At 35.2% G+C, this 17018-nt stretch carries 19 protein-coding genes; 9 read left to right on the top strand and 10 right to left on the bottom strand.

Going from position 1 to position 17018, the window contains the following annotated elements; translation table 11 throughout:
- Positions 1 to 52 precede the first annotated feature (52 nt).
- The 3 genes from EHC72_RS11925 to EHC72_RS11915 all read right to left on the bottom strand — a co-directional run bounded on the left by EHC72_RS11925 (position 53) and on the right by EHC72_RS11915 (position 3749).
- A complete protein-coding gene (locus EHC72_RS11925; protein WP_131537925.1) occupies positions 53 to 943 on the bottom strand; it encodes a Ppx/GppA phosphatase family protein in 891 nt (296 codons plus the stop codon).
- A gap of 1 nt (position 944) precedes the next feature.
- A complete protein-coding gene (gene ppk1 / locus EHC72_RS11920) occupies positions 945 to 3002 on the bottom strand; it encodes a polyphosphate kinase 1 (protein WP_131537924.1) in 2058 nt (685 codons plus the stop codon).
- Positions 3003 to 3101: 99 nt separating this feature from the next.
- Positions 3102 to 3749: a histone gene (locus EHC72_RS11915; RefSeq protein ID WP_131537923.1), complete on the bottom strand. Its 648-nt coding sequence runs from the start codon at positions 3747 to 3749 to the stop codon at positions 3102 to 3104.
- 76 nt (positions 3750 to 3825) lie between these two features.
- Between EHC72_RS11915 and EHC72_RS11910 the strand changes: the two genes are divergently transcribed.
- The 5 genes from EHC72_RS11910 (at position 3826) to EHC72_RS11890 (ending at position 7944) form a co-directional block, all read left to right on the top strand.
- Positions 3826 to 4317 (top strand): YajQ family cyclic di-GMP-binding protein, encoded by a 492-nt coding sequence (locus EHC72_RS11910; protein ID WP_131537922.1) that lies wholly within the window; start codon positions 3826 to 3828, stop codon positions 4315 to 4317.
- A gap of 23 nt (positions 4318 to 4340) precedes the next feature.
- Positions 4341 to 4781 carry a GNAT family N-acetyltransferase gene (locus EHC72_RS11905; protein WP_131537921.1) on the top strand — a complete coding sequence of 147 codons (441 nt, stop codon included), beginning with the start codon at positions 4341 to 4343 and terminating at the stop codon, positions 4779 to 4781.
- 54 nt (positions 4782 to 4835) lie between these two features.
- Entirely contained in the window at positions 4836 to 5432 is a 597-nt protein-coding gene (locus tag EHC72_RS11900; protein ID WP_131537920.1) for a DUF4142 domain-containing protein, read from the top strand.
- 162 nt (positions 5433 to 5594) lie between these two features.
- A complete protein-coding gene (locus EHC72_RS11895) occupies positions 5595 to 7193 on the top strand; it encodes a S8 family peptidase (protein WP_131537919.1) in 1599 nt (532 codons plus the stop codon).
- A 55-nt stretch (positions 7194 to 7248) separates the two neighbouring features.
- Entirely contained in the window at positions 7249 to 7944 is a 696-nt protein-coding gene (locus EHC72_RS11890; RefSeq protein WP_131537918.1) for a hypothetical protein, read from the top strand.
- Positions 7945 to 7990: 46 nt separating this feature from the next.
- Here the strand turns inward: EHC72_RS11890 and EHC72_RS11885 are convergent, their stop codons facing one another.
- Entirely contained in the window at positions 7991 to 9037 is a 1047-nt protein-coding gene (locus tag EHC72_RS11885) for an NAD(P)-dependent alcohol dehydrogenase (RefSeq protein WP_131537917.1), read from the bottom strand.
- A gap of 197 nt (positions 9038 to 9234) precedes the next feature.
- Between EHC72_RS11885 and EHC72_RS11880 the strand changes: the two genes are divergently transcribed.
- The gene (locus EHC72_RS11880; RefSeq protein ID WP_131537916.1) at positions 9235 to 9888 is read left to right on the top strand and encodes a YceH family protein; all 654 of its coding nucleotides are present in this window, start codon (positions 9235 to 9237) and stop codon (positions 9886 to 9888) included.
- Positions 9889 to 10321: 433 nt separating this feature from the next.
- Here EHC72_RS11880 and EHC72_RS11875 read toward each other — a convergent pair whose 3' ends face one another.
- The 6 genes from EHC72_RS11875 to EHC72_RS11850 all read right to left on the bottom strand — a co-directional run bounded on the left by EHC72_RS11875 (position 10322) and on the right by EHC72_RS11850 (position 14150).
- Positions 10322 to 10660 carry a hypothetical protein gene (locus tag EHC72_RS11875; RefSeq protein ID WP_211660308.1) on the bottom strand — a complete coding sequence of 113 codons (339 nt, stop codon included), beginning with the start codon at positions 10658 to 10660 and terminating at the stop codon, positions 10322 to 10324.
- An 89-nt stretch (positions 10661 to 10749) separates the two neighbouring features.
- On the bottom strand, positions 10750 to 12000 hold the full coding sequence (fabF, locus tag EHC72_RS11870; protein ID WP_131537915.1) for a beta-ketoacyl-ACP synthase II: 1251 nt from the start codon (positions 11998 to 12000) through the stop codon (positions 10750 to 10752).
- Between the two features lies 1 nt (position 12001).
- Positions 12002 to 12232, bottom strand: coding sequence for a DUF2798 domain-containing protein (locus EHC72_RS11865; protein WP_131537914.1), 231 nt, complete (start codon positions 12230 to 12232; stop codon positions 12002 to 12004).
- 23 nt (positions 12233 to 12255) lie between these two features.
- The gene (locus tag EHC72_RS11860; RefSeq protein WP_131537913.1) at positions 12256 to 13023 is read right to left on the bottom strand and encodes an SDR family oxidoreductase; all 768 of its coding nucleotides are present in this window, start codon (positions 13021 to 13023) and stop codon (positions 12256 to 12258) included.
- 13 nt (positions 13024 to 13036) lie between these two features.
- Positions 13037 to 13522, bottom strand: a complete 486-nt coding sequence (locus tag EHC72_RS11855) for a PaaI family thioesterase (RefSeq protein WP_131537912.1) — start codon at positions 13520 to 13522, stop codon at positions 13037 to 13039.
- Between the two features lie 40 nt (positions 13523 to 13562).
- Positions 13563 to 14150: a TetR/AcrR family transcriptional regulator gene (locus EHC72_RS11850; RefSeq protein ID WP_131537911.1), complete on the bottom strand. Its 588-nt coding sequence runs from the start codon at positions 14148 to 14150 to the stop codon at positions 13563 to 13565.
- A 110-nt stretch (positions 14151 to 14260) separates the two neighbouring features.
- Between EHC72_RS11850 and EHC72_RS11845 the strand changes: the two genes are divergently transcribed.
- From EHC72_RS11845 to EHC72_RS11835, 3 genes are all read left to right on the top strand, one after another.
- Positions 14261 to 15172 carry a helix-turn-helix domain-containing protein gene (locus EHC72_RS11845; RefSeq protein ID WP_131537910.1) on the top strand — a complete coding sequence of 304 codons (912 nt, stop codon included), beginning with the start codon at positions 14261 to 14263 and terminating at the stop codon, positions 15170 to 15172.
- An 82-nt stretch (positions 15173 to 15254) separates the two neighbouring features.
- Positions 15255 to 16097, top strand: coding sequence for an oxidoreductase (locus EHC72_RS11840; RefSeq protein WP_131537909.1), 843 nt, complete (start codon positions 15255 to 15257; stop codon positions 16095 to 16097).
- Positions 16098 to 16138: 41 nt separating this feature from the next.
- The gene (locus EHC72_RS11835; protein ID WP_131537908.1) at positions 16139 to 16981 is read left to right on the top strand and encodes an SDR family oxidoreductase; all 843 of its coding nucleotides are present in this window, start codon (positions 16139 to 16141) and stop codon (positions 16979 to 16981) included.
- Positions 16982 to 17018: the final 37 nt, after the last annotated feature.

Raw genomic sequence — 17018 nt, 5'->3', positions numbered from 1 at the left:
GAATGGCGATCGAAGCGCATTCCGTTTGCTATAAGATAAATGGGTTTAAAGGCTACTCCAAACCACCTAAATTCTCTTCAATTAATAACTTTATAATACCATCAGCCATTCCAACCTTAGGCACATAAATTTGCTTAATTCCTGTCCATTTCATTAAGGTTAAATAAATTTCGCAAGCAGGAATAATTACATCTGCACGATCAGGATTTAAACCTAAATCATTTATACGTTCTTTTAAAGAGTAACTTGTTAAACGATTGTACATTGCATTTAACTTTTGAAGTGATAATGGCGCATTATCTTTTTCATCAGACATGCGAAAAAGTTTGTTAATATTTCCACCAGTTCCAATTCCAGCAAGTTGCTTATAAGCCTTTGTATTTTCTTTAACCCAAACCTTCATTTCCTCCCAGGTTTCTTCTTTATCCTGGTTATCAAGCATGCGAATGGTGCCAATGTTAAATGATCTTGATGCTTCTGGCACACCTTTTACAAATACAGAAAGTTCAGTGCTACCACCACCCACATCAATATATAAATAGGTTTTATTCTCGTCTAATTCTTCTTCAATATGATTTGCATAAATGATATTTGCTTCTCTTTGTCCTTCAATAATCTCTAATGTAAGGTCTGTTTCAGCTTTAATAAGTTTTACAATTTCGGCGCCATTTTTCGCCTCACGCATAGCTGAAGTGGCACATGCTAAATATTCTGAAACGTTATAAACGTCCATCAGATTTTTAAAAGCCATCATTGTTTTCACCAATTCTGATGATTTTCTAGCAGATATATTTTGATTTAAAAAAGCATCATCTCCTAACCGTAATGGCACTCTAATTAAGGTATTCTTCTTGTATTTATATTTTCCATCTTGTTTACTGATATCGGCTATGAGTAACCTCACGGCATTCGAACCGATATCTATGGCAGCGTATCGTAACATATTATTGATGCTTGGTTTTTAGATAGTTATAAATATCAACTTGCGCCCGTATTTTTTTACTCAGTCTGTTTTTATGATATTTATTATTGTTTAATGAATTAATTTGACGCGATTTGGTGTTGTCCTGTAACTGCAAATCGATAATATCCTGAAGCTCTTGCTTAACGTCAGCATCGAGTACCGGAAAGCCAACTTCTACCCTATGGTCTATATTTCTACTCATTAAATCGGCAGAAGAAAGATACATGTCGTTTTTACCGTTGTTGCTAAAAATATAAACACGGGCATGCTCCAAAAATTTATCAATGATGCTAACTGCGGTAATATTTTCGCTAAAACCTTTAACGCCTGGCACTAAACAACAAATCCCTCTTATAATTAATTGGATTTTAACTCCGGCGTTACTTGCCTCATAAAGTTTTGTAATAATCCCTTCATCGGCTAAACTGTTTACCTTTAATAAAATATAAGCCAATTTACCTTGTTTAGCATTGCGTATTTCTCGGTTTATAAAATTAACAAGCTTTGATCTGCTTTCTAACGGAGAAACAATTAAGTGCTTAAAACCTTTTGTAACGGTGCGTTTATTCAAGGCGTCAAAAAGTTTAACCAAATCGTTGGTAATTTCCTTTTTAGAGGTAAAAATACTGTGATCACAATACAAACCAGCGGTTTTTTCATTAAAATTACCTGTAGCCAAGTTTGCATAATAAACTGGTTTATCTTTTTCCATTCGTTTAACCAAACAGATTTTTGAATGGACTTTATAATCTGTTAAACCGTAATTTACCTTAACGCCTTCTTCCATTAAACGACTAGTCCAAAATATATTGGCCTGTTCATCAAAACGTGCTTTAAGCTCTAATAAAACAGAAACACTTTTACCGTTTTTAGCCGCATTTATAAGCGCATTTATTACTTTAGAATTCTCTGCCAGACGATATAGTGTTATTTGTATTTCAGTAACCTTTGGATCTATTGCCGCTTCCCGGAGAAAAAGAATAATGTAATCGTAAGATTGATAAGGTAAATTTACCAGATAATCGCGGTGCGCAATTTTATTAAAAATACTTTCGGTTCTATGCAGTCCATGCACCTTTAAAGGCACATTTGGTGCATATTCCAATTCCTTACCACCTACATTTGGAAAGGCTATAAAATCGCCAAATTTATGGTACCTATTACCAGGAATTAAACTTTCTGCCTCAAGTTTAAGTTTATTAACCAATACCGTTAACATATTTAAGGGCATTGCAGAATCATATAGCAAACGCATTGGTTTACCTTTTTTCCGTTTCTCTAAACTGGTTTTTAGGTCTTCAATAAATTTATCGTTGATATTTTTATCAATATCCAGTTCGGCGTCTCGTGTTAACTGAATAGAATAAGCCTCGAGATTATCATAAGTAAAAACATAAAAAATGTCGTCCAAACAATAACGGATAATATCTTCTGCCAGAATAATAAACTTTAATCCATTCGTTTCAGGCAAAACTAAAAATCGAGGCAAACTTGGTGGAATTTCGATTAGCGCATACTTTTCTTTTATCTTATTATCCTTGCGGGAAAGTTTTACAAAAAAGTATAAATATCGATCTTTTAACTCTGGAAAAGGTTTATCCATATCCAACATTATAGGTACTAAATTGGATAAGATTTTATCCCTAAAATGATTTCTCACAAACTCCCCTCTGCTTACGTTAAGCTGTGTATCGTTTAAAATAAAAATACGATTTTGAGCCAGTTCGTTTATTAATGTTGCTTGGAAAAGCTGGTCAAACCTACGTTCTTGCTTTACAACAATATTTTTAATTTCATTGAGAATTTTCCTCGGATTAAAGCCAAGTAGCGCTTTTGCCTTTTCATTTAAATTTGTTAACCGGGTCATGGTGGCTACACGCACACGGTAAAACTCTTCCAGATTGGAAGAAAATATAGAAAGAAATTTTATTCGTTCAATCAGCGGCACACTTTCATCTGCTGCTTCTTGCAGTACTCGTTCATTAAAATATAACCAACTGATTTCGCGATTAAAAAATGGTATCCTCTTTTTGCTCATTTAAAAAAATAAAAATCCCTGCATAAACAGGGATGTTCAAAGCTGCACATTAATTTGTTAAATAGATGTTAATTCATCTACAGATTAATATTAACATATCTATTTTTTATCCGCTGTTTTGGTTGTTCTCTTAACCGTAGCTGTAGTTTTTGCAGCAGGCTTTGGAGATGGCACAGTCTTAACAACTGCTGGTTTAACGGCAGCAGCTTTTGATGTTTGGGCCACTGCTTTAACAACAGCCTTTTTTACTGGAGCAGCTTTGGCAACAGCATCATTAACTGTTTTTTTTGTTGCAGCTGCTATTTTGGCAACAGGTTTAGAAATAGCTTCTTCAGCTTTTTTCTCACTCGCAATGGCTTTTACCTTAACACTTTGCACAACAGGTTTGGCTTTTGAAACAGCTTTTTTAACGACTTTCTCGGCAGTTTTTTCTGCTTTGGTTAGTGTTTTCTTGGCTTTACTAACAGTTTTATCTGCTGCTTTTTTTATTGCTTTTTTCTCTTTTTTAGCAGCAGGTTTTAATTCTTCTATTTTATCTCCAACGGCATCTTTTACTGAGCTAAACTTTTTGGATAATTTTCTTGCAACTCTTTTACTCGCCTTAGCCACTTCAGTACCAATATCGGAAACATCATGCCCTAAACTCTTTATTACATCTAAAAACTGACTCGTTATCGATTGCTCTAATTCCTTTTTTACAGCTTTCTTACCTATTTTTTTTTGAGACTTGGTTTTAGTGGTTTTCATAATATTTTTCGTTTTTTTGTGAGATGGATTTAAATTCTCTTAAATCTACTTATTTTTTTACTTTAAAGCTAAAACCATGCCTTCTTTTGATATTGTAAGTAAAGTTGATGCCCAAACCCTTGATAACGCAATTAACAATGCCAAAAAGGAAATTTTAAACCGTTTTGATTTCAACGGTTCTAAAAGTACCATCGAACTGGATAAAAAAACAAACATTGTAACCATCGTTACCGAAGATGATATGCGCTTAAAAGCCATTGAAGGTTCTATTATTTCAAGAATGATGAAGCAAAACCTAGATCCGAAAAGTCTTGATTTTGGCGATGAACACCAAGCATCCGGTAATATGATCCGTAAGGAAATTAGTATTAAAGAGGGCTTAGATAAAGAAGCAGCAAAAAAAGTTGTGGCAAAAATTAAAGCTAGCGGATTAAAAGTTCAACCATCAATTATGGATGATCAGGTTAGAGTAACGGCAAAAAAAATCGATGATTTACAAGCCGTAATTAACCTTTGCCGTACTGAAGATTTTGGGCAGCCTTTGCAGTACATCAATATGCGTAATTAGAATATCTTTCCTAACCAATTCAAATGGAAATAATTGAAAACGGATTCGTCTTTTCTGATGATAAAAAGCTTTTAGATGTAAATGCCATTCATCATTATTTGAGTAAAGAATCTTATTGGGCGAAAAATATTCCCTTAGAAACGGTAAAAAAATCTATAGAAAACTCACTATGTTTTGGCATTTACAACAATGCTAAACAAGTAGGCTTTGCCCGTTGGGTAACGGATAGTGCTACGTTTGCCTGGCTTTGCGATGTTTATGTAGAAACTGAATATCGTGGCAATGGCTTATCGAAAAAGTTGATGTCCTTTATGATCTTTCATCCAGATTTACAAAACTTAAGAACATATAGATTAGGCACTTTAGATGCGCATGGCTTATATCAGCAATTTGGTTTTAAACCTATAGAAAATCCTGAGAGATTGATGGCTATTGTGGTTAAAAATCCATACGGAGCAGAATAAGCGCAAACCTTTTTCATGATGGCTTGTTGTCCATAAACATCAAAACGAATCAAAATGAAAAAGATATTTTTGCTCGGAACGGCGTTCGCTTTTGCCGTAACCTTTCAGGCCTGCCAAAGTGCAGATAAGAAATCATCCATGACAAAAGACAGTGTATCAGGCGATACTACCATGGTAAATGGTGTACATGTAAGTGGTTCAGAAAGCACTGAATCTGGTTTGGATGAAGCTGGGGCAACTTTCCTTAAAAAAGCTGCAGTTGGTGGAATAATGGAAATTGAAGCCGCTAAAATTGCCCAAACAAATGCCAAAAGTCAGGCGGTTAAGGATTTTGCCGCAACCATGCTTCAAGATCATACCAAAGCTAATACTGAGCTTAAAGCATTAGCAAAGGAAAAGAAAATTATTACGCCCGATGGCTTGCCTGCCGACGAAGAAATGCATTTGAATGAAATGAAAAAAATGAAAGGTGATGCTTTTGATAAACATTATATGGATATGATGGTTACCGATCATGATAAAACCGTGGTACTATTTAAAGAAGGTATGTTAAATAAAGACGCTAAGCTTAAAGCCTGGGCTAAAAATACACTTGCTGTTATTGAACAACATGATGCCAAAGCAAAAGAAATTACTGCTACACTAAAATAATTGATTAAATACTTAAACTAAAATCCTGAGTGCTAACCGCATTCAGGATTTTTTATATTTACGCTCTTCCTACTAAAAATAAACAAATCATATTTTTAAATACATTTTCACTATTTAAAAAAATTAAAATTATATTTCGACGTTTAATAGAAAAGAACATAAATGAATAAGAATAATTTTTTAAAATCGCTCTTCACTGTTGCAGCGATTGGCGCCGTACCTTTTTTAGGAATGGCTCAACAAAGACCAAACTGGCAAAATCTTGATCTTAAAACGGATACAATTTTCGGTATTAGTACAGATAAAGCCTATAAAGAACTTCTTAAGGGTAAAAAATCAACCAAAGTTATTGTTGCAGTAAATGATGGTGGTGTTGATGCGCAGCACGAAGATTTGAAGAGAATTATGTGGGTAAATACAAAGGAAATTCCTGGTAATGGAATTGATGATGACAAAAATGGTTACATCGATGACGTTAACGGATGGAATTTTATTGGTGGACCAAAAGGATCCGTAAATTTCGAAACCCTTGAATTAACACGATTAGTTCGTCGCGACCAAGCCAGGTTTGCAAATATTACCGATGCAAATGTTGCCGAAAAGGACAAAAAAGACTTTGAAGTTTTTAAAGCTCGCAGAGCCGATTTAGAGAAACAATTAGGCGAAGCAAAAGCGAACCTTGCCGGACTTTCTGGTTTTAAAAATGCGCTTGATAACCTGGTAAAGAAAATGGGTAAAGAAAACCCAACTGCAGAGGATTTTGCAAACTATAAGCCAACTACAGAGATTGAGGGTAGACTTCAATCTGCACTTGCTGCCCCATTAAAGGATATGTCTTTTAAAGATTTTTATGAAGATCAAATTAAAGAAGGTTTCGATTATTACAACAGACAAGTTAGTTATAATTTAAATTTAGATTATGATCCACGCAGTATTGTAGGAGATGATCCAAACAATAATAAAGAGAAATTTTATGGAAACAATGATGTAGCGGGTCCTGATGCAATGCACGGTTCTCATGTTGCAGGTATTATTGCTGCCGATAGAACCAACAACCTGGGCATTTTAGGCGTTGCAGATAATGTTGCAATTATGGGCGTACGTTGTACACCAAATGGCGATGAGCGTGATAAAGACGTTGCAAATGCAATCCGTTATGCGGTTGATAATGGCGCAAAAGTTATTAATATGAGCTTTGGTAAAGCATATAGCTGGGATAAAGCCATAGTTAATGAGGCAATGAAATACGCGGTATCAAAAGATGTATTAATTGTTCAGGCGGCTGGAAACGAAAATAAAGACATTGATACCGAAAATAATTTCCCTAACCATAAAGATTTAGATGCTAAAACCATTGCTTCGTGGATTACTGTTGGTGCTTCTGGCTTAAAAGATGACGAAACTTTAAAAGCGAGTTTCTCAAACTTTGGTAAAACACAGGTTGATGTTTTTGCTCCAGGTGTACAAATTTATTCAACAGTACCTGGTTCTAAATACAAATATTTGGATGGTACAAGTATGGCCTCTCCTGTTGTTGCGGGATTAGCTGGTTTAATTCGTTCATACTATCCAAAATTAACAGCTGCGCAGGTAAAAGAAATTATTGTTAAATCTGTTGTAAAGGTTAACCACAATGTTGAATACAAAAAAGGTGAAGGAGATGATGCTCCAAAAGTTTCAGTTCCTTTCTCTGATTTATGTATTAGCGGTGGTATTGTAAATGCTTACAATGCTTTAAAATTAGCAGCTACTTACAAATAAACTTAAAACATAAAAGTTGTGCGTCGGTTTAATAAACTGGCGCACATACTAAAACATGAAAATAAATCCGCTCTTAATCATTAAATTAATTCTTATCCTTTTCATATTAGTTGGCTTAGGTTTAACGATTTTTATGATTTGGAAAGAAGTTAAAATTATTGGGGCTTACTTCGTATCGGTACTTTTTTTCTTGGTCCCTTCGTTAATACTTTATGATTTAGTATTCGGGTTTAGCATTTCCGAAAAAACAGTAAACAAGCAAGCTGAACAACAAAGAAGCTTATCCTTTGATCAAAATGGCATTCTTTATAAAATACCTCTTTTTGATATTACTCAATTAATTTCCTGGGAAACTATCGAAACCGTAATTTTCAGAAACTATAATAGTGATGATCGAGCACAATATATCTTTCATTTGACAAAACCACCCGTTCAAACTGTATCAAAAAACCCATGGTGGCTTAATAGGCTTTTTCCAAACACAATAAAAAATACAAGTAAAATTGTGATTGACGATGAAACTAGAAGTTTTAATCAAATCCCTAAAATGATAGAGACTTACCTAGGCAAAGTAAAGTCGTTTAATCCATCGGAAGATAACAGAAAAGGTATTTTGTTAAACTCAGAAACAATTATTAAAGGTCAGTTAGTTCAAACAGAACAACATTGGAAACCAAATCATGATTACGAGCCAGAAAAGGTAATATTTGATAGATTGGATAGAAATATTAATCAAATAAATGTTAAATAATAAAGGCGAGCCAAATAGCTCGCCTTTATTTATTGGTATAACTAAATTAAACTGTAGCCATATCAATAACGAAACGATATTTCACATCGCTATTTAAAACTCTTTCGTAAGCTTCGTTTACGTAATTAATATTAATCACTTCAACATCAGAAACAATGCCATGCTCAGCGCAATAATCAAGCATTTCCTGAGTTTCCTCAACACCACCAATACTTGATGCCGTTAGCGCTCTGTTACCACTCATTAAAGCTGAACCTGGGAATTGAATTGGCACAGGTGGAATCCCCACACAAATGTGAACGCCGTTTACATTTAATAATTTGAAATACATCTCGTAATCGTGCGGTGCAGAAACTGAATCCAAAATATAATCGAAATACTTTGTGTATTTTTTCAATTCATCAGGATTTTTAGTTACCACAAAATTATGTGCACCCAATTTTTTAGCATCTTGCTCTTTTGATGGCGAAGTACTTAAAACAGTAACCTCAGCACCAAATGCCACAGCAAATTTAACAGCCATGTGGCCTAAACCACCTAAACCTAGAATGGCAACTTTGTGACCAGCTTTAATTCCCCATCTTTTAATTGGCGAATACGTGGTAATACCAGCACATAATAAAGGCGCTACACCACTTAAAGGCAATTTATCAGATACTTTTACAACAAACTCTTCTGTACAAACAATTTTGTTTGAGTAACCGCCATAAGTTGGAGTAACTTTATCACGTTCAACACTGTTATATGTCCATACGGTTTCTCCTTTTTCGCAAAATTGCTCTTGTCCGCCTTTGCAGGTTGGGCATTCTTTACAACTATCAACCATACAGCCAATACCAGCAAGATCGCCAACTTTAAACTTAGATACTTCAGATCCAACTTCGGTAATGCGCCCTACAATTTCATGGCCCGGTACCATTGGATATTTAGCTGGTCCCCACTCACTTCTTACCTGGTGAATATCTGAGTGGCAAATTCCGCTAAATAAAATTTCAATTAATACATCTTTAGGTCCAACGTTTCTTCTTTCGAAATTCCATGGAGCCAATTTATCAGTTTGGCTGTGTACAGCGTATCCTTTTGCAGCTATCATATTTCTTTTTTGTTTTTGACAAAGCTATGCAAACACCTCGTTATTGAAAAATGAAGCCAGCTTTAATAGGTTTATATAATGTAAAAAATAGAGTTTTTGTTTTCTATATCTCTAACTAATATAAAAATGAATAGTGGCTTATATTTAATATTTTAAAATTATTTTTATAATGTGCTATCAATGTATATTTTTAGCAAATGGACCAAGTAAAATCACTACCACAATTATCAGCAGAAGAACAGCGTGTTTTAGGATCTTTAATTGAAAAAAGCAGAACCACACCTGATTATTATCCAATGACTTTGAATGGCTTAACAGCCGCATGTAACCAAAAAAGTTCCAGATATCCTGTTGTAAACTATGATGAAGAAACCATAATCCTTACTTTAAATCAATTAAAAATAAAGGGATTAATTTCTACGGCAACGGGAGGTTCTAGCAGGGCGACAAAATACAAACACAATTTAGCTATTGTTTATCCCCTACTTCCTTCAGAATTAGCAATTATTTGCCTTCTCCTTTTACGTGGACCTTTAACACCGGGCGAAATTAATAGTAACTCGGGTAGATTATACGAATTTGAAAGCATAGAAGAAGTTTTGGAACAATTACAAAAACTAGCAGATGATGAAACTCCTTTTGTTAAACAACTGGCTAAAAAAGCAGGACAAAAAGAGGCTCGTTTTGTGCATTTATTAGGAGAATTTGTAGAAAATGATTCCAATACTCCAATCGAACATGCTCAAACAGTTGTTTTTCAACCAAATGAGGAACTTGAAAATCGCTTAAAAAAATTAGAACAGGAAATTGAAGAATTAAAAGAATTGGTTAACCTGTTAATGGATAAATAGTTTAATTCTAAATTCCTTATAACAGCCAATCAATCGCCTAAATTGTCATCCTGAGCCTGTCGAAGGACATTTTAGTAGTAAACTTAATTCTAAGTTTGAAAGAAATAGACACTCTATTTTTTGGAAACTTAAGTTACTGGTTTTTGGCTTATGCAGTCCCGCCCTTTGCTAAATCCCGATAGAAAAAATCGGGATACCGCTGCCGGTCTGGTTTATTTAACAAAGGCAGCAAGAAATTTGTCAAATCAAGGGCACAAACTTTGTATCTAAACAGGATTGAAACGGCATCCCGATTTTTTCTATCGGGATACAGTGTAAAGCCGGGCTTAAATTGCCATGCACACCGAAGTGTTCATTTTCAAATTCTAATACTGATCAAAAATAACCAGATACTCAACGAGAACAACCAAAACTTAATAAAAACAAACAGCAGCTAGCAGTTAATTATGCTTACCAAGTCATATGCAACCTTTACCAAGCTATATGCGCCCATTACCAAGTCAATTGCGACCGTTACCAAGTCAATTGCGACCGTTACCAAGTGATTCAAGACCGTTACCAAGTCAATCCAGACCGTTACCAAGTCAATTGCGACCGTTACCAAGTCATTCCAGACCGTTACCAAGTCATTCCAGACCGTTACCAAGTCAATTGCGACCGTTACCAAGTCATTCCAGACCGTTACCAAGTCAATCCAGACCGTTACCAAGTCATTCCAGACCGTTACCAAGTCAATTGCGACCGTTACCAAGTCATTCCAGACCGTTACCAAGCCATTCCTAAAATAGCTTGACAGTTTTGGTGATTAATTACTGAGGTTTTTACGCCACTTTGGCTAATCAAAACACTGGATTTCTTTAATTAAGCTTCGTACTTTTTAAAAATTGTACTCGCTGTATGTCCACCGAAACCAAATGTGTTATTTAAAACATAATTCACTTCCTGCTTAACAGAGGCACCTAAAACAATATTTAAACCTGCAGGTATTTTCTCATCCAGATTTTGAGTATTAATTACTCCAGGAATAATGCCATCACGAATAGAAAGAATACTAATAATGCTTTCTACAGCACCAGCAGCGCCTAATAAATGCCCAGTTTGAGATTTAGAAGCACCAATTGCAACGGATAAACCATTAAAAATTGTATTTATAGCCGTTAGCTCGCTCAAATCTCCTAAGCCTGTTGAAGTAGCATGTGCATTTATGTAATCGATTTTATCAGCAGAAATACCGGCATCACTCAATGCTTTTTTCATACCCAGTACTGCACCAATCCCATCCGGAGGTGTTCCAGTTAGGTGATAAGCATCACCAGCCATCCCACCGCCAATAATTTCGGCATAAATGGTTGCGCCGCGTTGCAAAGCGTGCTCCAAATCTTCTAAAACCAAAGCACCAGCACCTTCTCCCATTACAAAACCATCTCTTTCTGCATCAAATGGTCTAGAAGCAGTTTTAGGATCATCATTTCTTTTCGATAAAGCTTGTGCGGCATTAAAACCGCCAACAGATGATTTAGTTAAAGCAGCTTCAGAACCTCCTGCAATCATAATATTAGCTTTGCCTAAACGAATGGTGTCAAAAGCACTGATAATTGCCGTGTTAGAGGATGCACAGGCAGATACTGTACAATAATTAGGCCCACGTAATTTGTGGCGTATTGAAATTGCGCCAGCAGCGATATCAACAATCATTTTAGGAATAAAGAATGGACTAAATCTAGGTGTTCCGTCTCCTGCATGAAACTCTTCTAATTGAGCTTCAAAAGTACCGATTCCGCCGTTTCCAGTTGCCCAGATTACCCCTACTTCAGCAAGTTGATCGTCGGTCATCTCTGTGAAATCCAATTTGGCATCCTTAATCGCCTGGTCGGTAGAAGCAATTGCATACTGAGTAAATAAATCGAACTTTTTTAGTTCTTTTTTATCCATGTAAGCCTCTGCATCAAAGTTTTTAACTTCACATGCAAACGTTGTTTTAAATTTATCGGTATCAAATTTTGTGATTGGACCTACGCCGTTTTTTCCAGCAATTATATTTTGCCAAAAATCGTTAACACTGTTTCCCAATGGTGTTATTGCACCCAGCCCGGTGATGACTACTCGTTTCATTTTAATTTTTTTTCAGATTGTTATCTTCAAATAGATAATCAACCAATTTTTGAATTTTAGGACCAATAATAAGTATAGCAGGAATTACAATTAGGTAGGCAATTGCCCAAGACCTTAGCCATATTTTAATGAAGCCATTAATAAAGCCAAGATTTGCTACGATTACCGAACCCGTTATAATTCCGGTGGTAAAAATACCCATAATTAAGGCAAAGGCTAATTTTTTCTTCATATTCCTGCTATATTTTAAATCCGTTACTTAACAGATTCTATCCATTCTGCCCTATTAGAATTCATAACATTCAGTGCATCAGCAGGTGACGAACGAAACAGACCGTAAATAGTTTCCGTATCTCCTACTCTTATTTCATATTCATTATTTTCCAAAGCCTTAACTAAATCATCCGCAACAACAGAAGGATGAATGCCGTTATGACCACCAATTTCTTTAGAGAGTTCGGTATTAACCAATGGTGGCATTAATTCAAAAACTTTAATAGCAGTGTTTTCAAGGCTTAACCTTAATGAAATACTGTAAGAATGCAATGCTGCTTTACTGGCAGCATAAGTAGGTAAATTAATTCCAGGAACAAAAGCTACGATAGATGAAACATTTACAATTGCAGCCTCTTCTTGTTTTTTTAAAACAGGTAAAAGCTTTTGGTTCAGCTTAATTACTGCAAGATAATTGGTTAACATTTCCTCTTCTGCAATAGCCGAAGCGTCTTGATTTTGATTACCAAGGTTGTGTAAAATAGCTCGCCCTGCATTGTTAATTACAATATTTAACTGAGGAAATTCCTTTTCAATGCGTTCTACGAGTTGATCGATATCTGCTGTTTTACTTACATCAAAAGGAATAGCCGTTACATTGCTTAATCCTGCAGCAGCGGCCTTCAAACGTTGCTCATCGCGACCAGTAATAATAACATGATTATCCAATGCAGATAATTGTTTTGCAATTTCAAGTCCTATTCCAGCACTTCCGCCAGTAATTAAAACTGTATTTTTTGTTGTTTTCATGATTATATTTTTTTTAAAATTTTAAGATTAAACAAGTACTTACCGCATGTGCGTAAATGGTTTGATTGGCATCAACCAGCTGCGCTTCTACCAAAGCAGTACGCCCACCCAGGTTAATTACCTTACTAATAGTTTTTAGCAGGCCTGTTTTGATGGTTACCGCTTTTAAGAAATTTACCTTAAGTTCAAGTGTAGTATACCCTTTTCCAGCAGGCAAAAGAGAGTGAAGCGAACAACCCATAGCCGAATCCAAAATGGCAGAAATTACACCTCCATGCACTGTACCGATTGGATTGTAATGAAATTCTTGTGGTGTAAACTCAAAAACCACTTCTCCGGGTTTTAATTCACTTACATTAAAATCTAAAGTGTACAATAATGGCGGCAAAGGTAATTTTCCATCACCCATCGCTTGTAAATATTCCAGTCCACTTAATTTTAAAGCTTCATTTGCGCCCTCCATCGGGTCTTTCCAGGTAATTAATTTACTTCTTTCCATTATTTAAATACCGATCGGTATATTTTAGGTTAAAAAAATTTTAGCTGATACTTATTATATATTTTTTTAAAGAATCCATGATTAAATTCCAGTAATCCATTTTTTCTGTTAATCGTGTAATCATAATTGCACCTTCAATCATGGCTATCACAGTTAAAGCAACTTGTTCTGGATTTTCAGTTTTTTTTATTTCTTTTATAGAAATTCCCTTTTCTACAATCCGGATAATTCCATTTTTCCACGAGAGTACAGCTGCAAGTGCTTTTTCTCTTAATAGCGGGTGCGTATCATCCGCATCAATAGCAGTGTTTAAAATCGGACAGCCACCTTTTGTAAAGTTATTACACAAAAATTGATGATACATATCGGCATAAACCATTAACTTATCTACTGTGCTCTCCTTTTTGTTAATTTCGTTACCTATTTTTGAAACCACCTTATTCAAATTATATTCAAAAGCAGATATAGCAACCTCATCTTTGTTCAGGAAATTTCCATATATACTTCCCTTTGTTAAACCTGTAGCAGTAGTTAAATCATTCATAGATGTACCAGCATATCCTTTCATATTAAAAATCGGAGCTGTCTTTTCTATTATAAATTGTCTTGTTTTTTCTGCCTTAGTCATATTTTTTAAATAACAACACAAATATATACCAATCGGTATTATTTAAGAAATTAATTTTATCATAATTAAATCACATTTGAGTTATAGTTTGAATTTTGTAACTTTGATTTATGAGTACAGCAGAGACCCTTGAAGATTTTTATAAAGATAAGTTCAGTTTTCTTCCAGATAACTTACAGAAAGATGTAGGTCATTTTAATGTTTTCAGACGTGAAGATTGTTTAGGAGAAAATAAGGCGCCTATTAAATATAGCAGAAGGTTTTTTTATAAAATTGCACTTGTAAGAGGGCACAACATTTATCATTATGCGGATAAAAGTATCGAGATAAACGGAACGGCCTTAATATTCTTTAACCCACTTGTGCCATACACCTGGGAACCTGTACCAGGCAAGCCAGAGGACAATACTGGTTTTTTCTGCATTTTTACAGAGCCTTTTTTTACAGAGAAAATTAGAGGCAATATTAATGATTTACCTATGTTTTCTCCATCAGGTAAGCCAACGTATATCCTTGACGACGATCAAGATAAACATGTGAGTTCAATTTTTGAGAAAATGATTGCAGAAATTAATACTGACTACATTTACAAGTATGATTTGCTTCGTAATTATGTAACTGAAATGACTCATTTTGCTTTAAAAACTGAACCTTCTGAAGTTTTGTACAAACATATTGATGCTAATAGCCGCATTACTGCTGTATTTACTGAATTGCTTGAGCGCCAGTTCCCTATTGAAACTACTTCGCAAAGATTTACATTACGATCAGCTAAAGATTTCGCTGGCCAACTTTCTATTCATGTAAATCATTTAAATCGAGCAATAAAAGAAACAACAGGTAAAACGACCACGCATTATATTACTGACCGCTTATTAAGTGAGGCTAAGGCTTTGCTTAAACACACAGATTGGAATATTTCTGAAATAGGTTACTGCCTGGGTTTTGAAGAACCGACACATTTCAATAATTTTTTCAAGAAATTAACGAACGATACACCTAGCTCCTACAGAATTGTTTGAATTTCGTAACCATTGGTTTGATTAGCGTAATAACATAATCTTTGTGCCGCAGTAATTTTGTCCTAACAAAAAAGGATAAAATATGTACACAAAAAAAGTTTGGTTTATAACAGGTGCTTCAAAAGGTTTAGGACTGAGTTTAGTTAAGCAATTACTAGAGGCCGGACAAAATGTTGCAGCAACTTCCAGAAATGTAAGTGATCTTAAAAAAGCGGTAAATTCAAGTTCTATTAAGTTTTTACCCTTAACAGCAGATTTAAAAGATGAAAACAGCGTTGACCTTGCTTTAAAAGCAACAATTGAAAAATTTGGAAAAATTGATGTTGTTATTAATAATGCGGGTTATGGAATTGGCGGCAGTATTGAGGAGCTTTCTGAGGCAGAAACACGTACCAATTTCGACGTAAATGTTTTCGGCACATTAAATGTGATCAGGAAAGCAATGCCTTTTTTAAGGGCTCAACGCTCGGGGCATATCATCAATATTTCTTCTATCGCAGGCATTGCCGGCGCCACAGGCTGGGCGGTATATGCAGCTTCGAAATTTGCGGTAATCGGATTGTCTGAAGTGCTTGCTGAAGATGTTAAAGAATTTGGAATTAAAGTTACTGTAGTTGCTCCTGGCGCTTTCAGAACAAGCTTTTTAACTGGTGATTCACTCGCACTACCTGAAAATCCAATTGCAGATTACAATGGGGTTCGTGAATCTCATGAGCGCTATTTAAAAATGGATGGTGAACAAATTGGCGATCCTGAGAAAGCAGCTGCAGCGATGATTGCAGTTGTAGCAATGCCAAATCCTCCGCTCCATTTATTACTTGGAAATGATGCCTTTAATCGTGCGAATGTAAAACTTGAAGCTTTAAACAAAGAATTTAAGGATTGGGCTGCGATTACTAATTCCACTGGATTTAATCAGCCCTAAGCTCAACAACAATTATTCAATTAACAATTAGCAAAAACAATATGGAAAATAAAAAAGTATGGTTTGTTACGGGGGCTTCTAAAGGCTTAGGACTAATCTTAGTGAAAAAACTATTAGAAAACGGCAATCAAGTAGCTGCAACTTCAAGAAATTTAAATGATTTAACAGAAGCAGTTGGAACTAATGATGACTTCCTGCCCTTATCTGTAGATTTAACAAGCGAAGAAAGTGTAGAAAAAACAATTGGCCAAACAATTAGTAAATATGGAAAGATTGATGTGGTTGTAAATAACGCAGGTTACGGTTTGCTAGGTGCTTTGGAAGAATTAAGTGATGAAGAATCAAGAGAAAACTTTAATGTTAACGTGTTTGGATCATTAAACGTGATTAGAAAAGCACTGCCACAATTAAGGAAACAACAATCGGGGCATATTTTCAATATATCATCTATAGGTGGTTTTAGTGGAAATTACCCAGGTTTTGGAATTTACTGCGCAACTAAATTTGCTGTTGCAGGGTTTTCTGAATCCTTAGCGGCAGAAGTTAAACCATTTGGAATTAAGGTAACGGTTGTTGAACCTGGATATTTTAGAACTAATTTTCTTTCATCAGGTTCACTGGCAGTACCAACAAAGGCTATTGATGCTTATAAGGAAGTTCGCCAATCTCAGGATGCGCATCAAAATCAAATTAATAATCAACAGCCTGGAGATCCCGAGAAAGGAATGGATGTTTTAATTAAAGTTGCTAATTCAGAAAATGCGCCTATGCACTTATTTTTGGGTGCTGATGCCTATGAAGTGGCAAATGCTAAAATTGAAGCTATTAGAACTGATATGAGTAACTGGGAAGCTTTGGCAACCAAAACTCACTTTGAAAATTAAAATGATTAATTAAGCATGAGAATCATAAGAAAAGGAA

This window comes from Pedobacter nototheniae, assembly GCF_004335085.1.
Taxonomy (GTDB): Bacteria; Bacteroidota; Bacteroidia; order Sphingobacteriales; family Sphingobacteriaceae; genus Pedobacter; species Pedobacter nototheniae.
Note: the sequence above shows the minus strand (reverse complement) of the source record. Positions and strands in the feature narration are given on the sequence as shown.

What these genes read in the sequence shown, in the direction of transcription:
- EHC72_RS11925 (WP_131537925.1), bottom strand. Translation starts at nt 943, where the DNA reads ATGTTACGATACGCTGCCATAGATATCGGTTCGAATGCCGTGAGGTTA.
- ppk1 (WP_131537924.1), bottom strand. Translation starts at nt 3,002, where the DNA reads ATGAGCAAAAAGAGGATACCATTTTTTAATCGCGAAATCAGTTGGTTA.
- EHC72_RS11915 (WP_131537923.1), bottom strand. Translation starts at nt 3,749, where the DNA reads ATGAAAACCACTAAAACCAAGTCTCAAAAAAAAATAGGTAAGAAAGCT.
- EHC72_RS11910 (WP_131537922.1), top strand. Translation starts at nt 3,826, where the DNA reads ATGCCTTCTTTTGATATTGTAAGTAAAGTTGATGCCCAAACCCTTGAT.
- EHC72_RS11905 (WP_131537921.1), top strand. Translation starts at nt 4,341, where the DNA reads ATGGAAATAATTGAAAACGGATTCGTCTTTTCTGATGATAAAAAGCTT.
- EHC72_RS11900 (WP_131537920.1), top strand. Translation starts at nt 4,836, where the DNA reads ATGAAAAAGATATTTTTGCTCGGAACGGCGTTCGCTTTTGCCGTAACC.
- EHC72_RS11895 (WP_131537919.1), top strand. Translation starts at nt 5,595, where the DNA reads ATGAATAAGAATAATTTTTTAAAATCGCTCTTCACTGTTGCAGCGATT.
- EHC72_RS11890 (WP_131537918.1), top strand. Translation starts at nt 7,249, where the DNA reads ATGAAAATAAATCCGCTCTTAATCATTAAATTAATTCTTATCCTTTTC.
- EHC72_RS11885 (WP_131537917.1), bottom strand. Translation starts at nt 9,037, where the DNA reads ATGATAGCTGCAAAAGGATACGCTGTACACAGCCAAACTGATAAATTG.
- EHC72_RS11880 (WP_131537916.1), top strand. Translation starts at nt 9,235, where the DNA reads ATGGACCAAGTAAAATCACTACCACAATTATCAGCAGAAGAACAGCGT.
- fabF (WP_131537915.1), bottom strand. Translation starts at nt 12,000, where the DNA reads ATGAAACGAGTAGTCATCACCGGGCTGGGTGCAATAACACCATTGGGA.
- EHC72_RS11865 (WP_131537914.1), bottom strand. Translation starts at nt 12,232, where the DNA reads ATGAAGAAAAAATTAGCCTTTGCCTTAATTATGGGTATTTTTACCACC.
- EHC72_RS11860 (WP_131537913.1), bottom strand. Translation starts at nt 13,023, where the DNA reads ATGAAAACAACAAAAAATACAGTTTTAATTACTGGCGGAAGTGCTGGA.
- EHC72_RS11855 (WP_131537912.1), bottom strand. Translation starts at nt 13,522, where the DNA reads ATGGAAAGAAGTAAATTAATTACCTGGAAAGACCCGATGGAGGGCGCA.
- EHC72_RS11850 (WP_131537911.1), bottom strand. Translation starts at nt 14,150, where the DNA reads ATGACTAAGGCAGAAAAAACAAGACAATTTATAATAGAAAAGACAGCT.
- EHC72_RS11845 (WP_131537910.1), top strand. Translation starts at nt 14,261, where the DNA reads ATGAGTACAGCAGAGACCCTTGAAGATTTTTATAAAGATAAGTTCAGT.
- EHC72_RS11840 (WP_131537909.1), top strand. Translation starts at nt 15,255, where the DNA reads ATGTACACAAAAAAAGTTTGGTTTATAACAGGTGCTTCAAAAGGTTTA.
- EHC72_RS11835 (WP_131537908.1), top strand. Translation starts at nt 16,139, where the DNA reads ATGGAAAATAAAAAAGTATGGTTTGTTACGGGGGCTTCTAAAGGCTTA.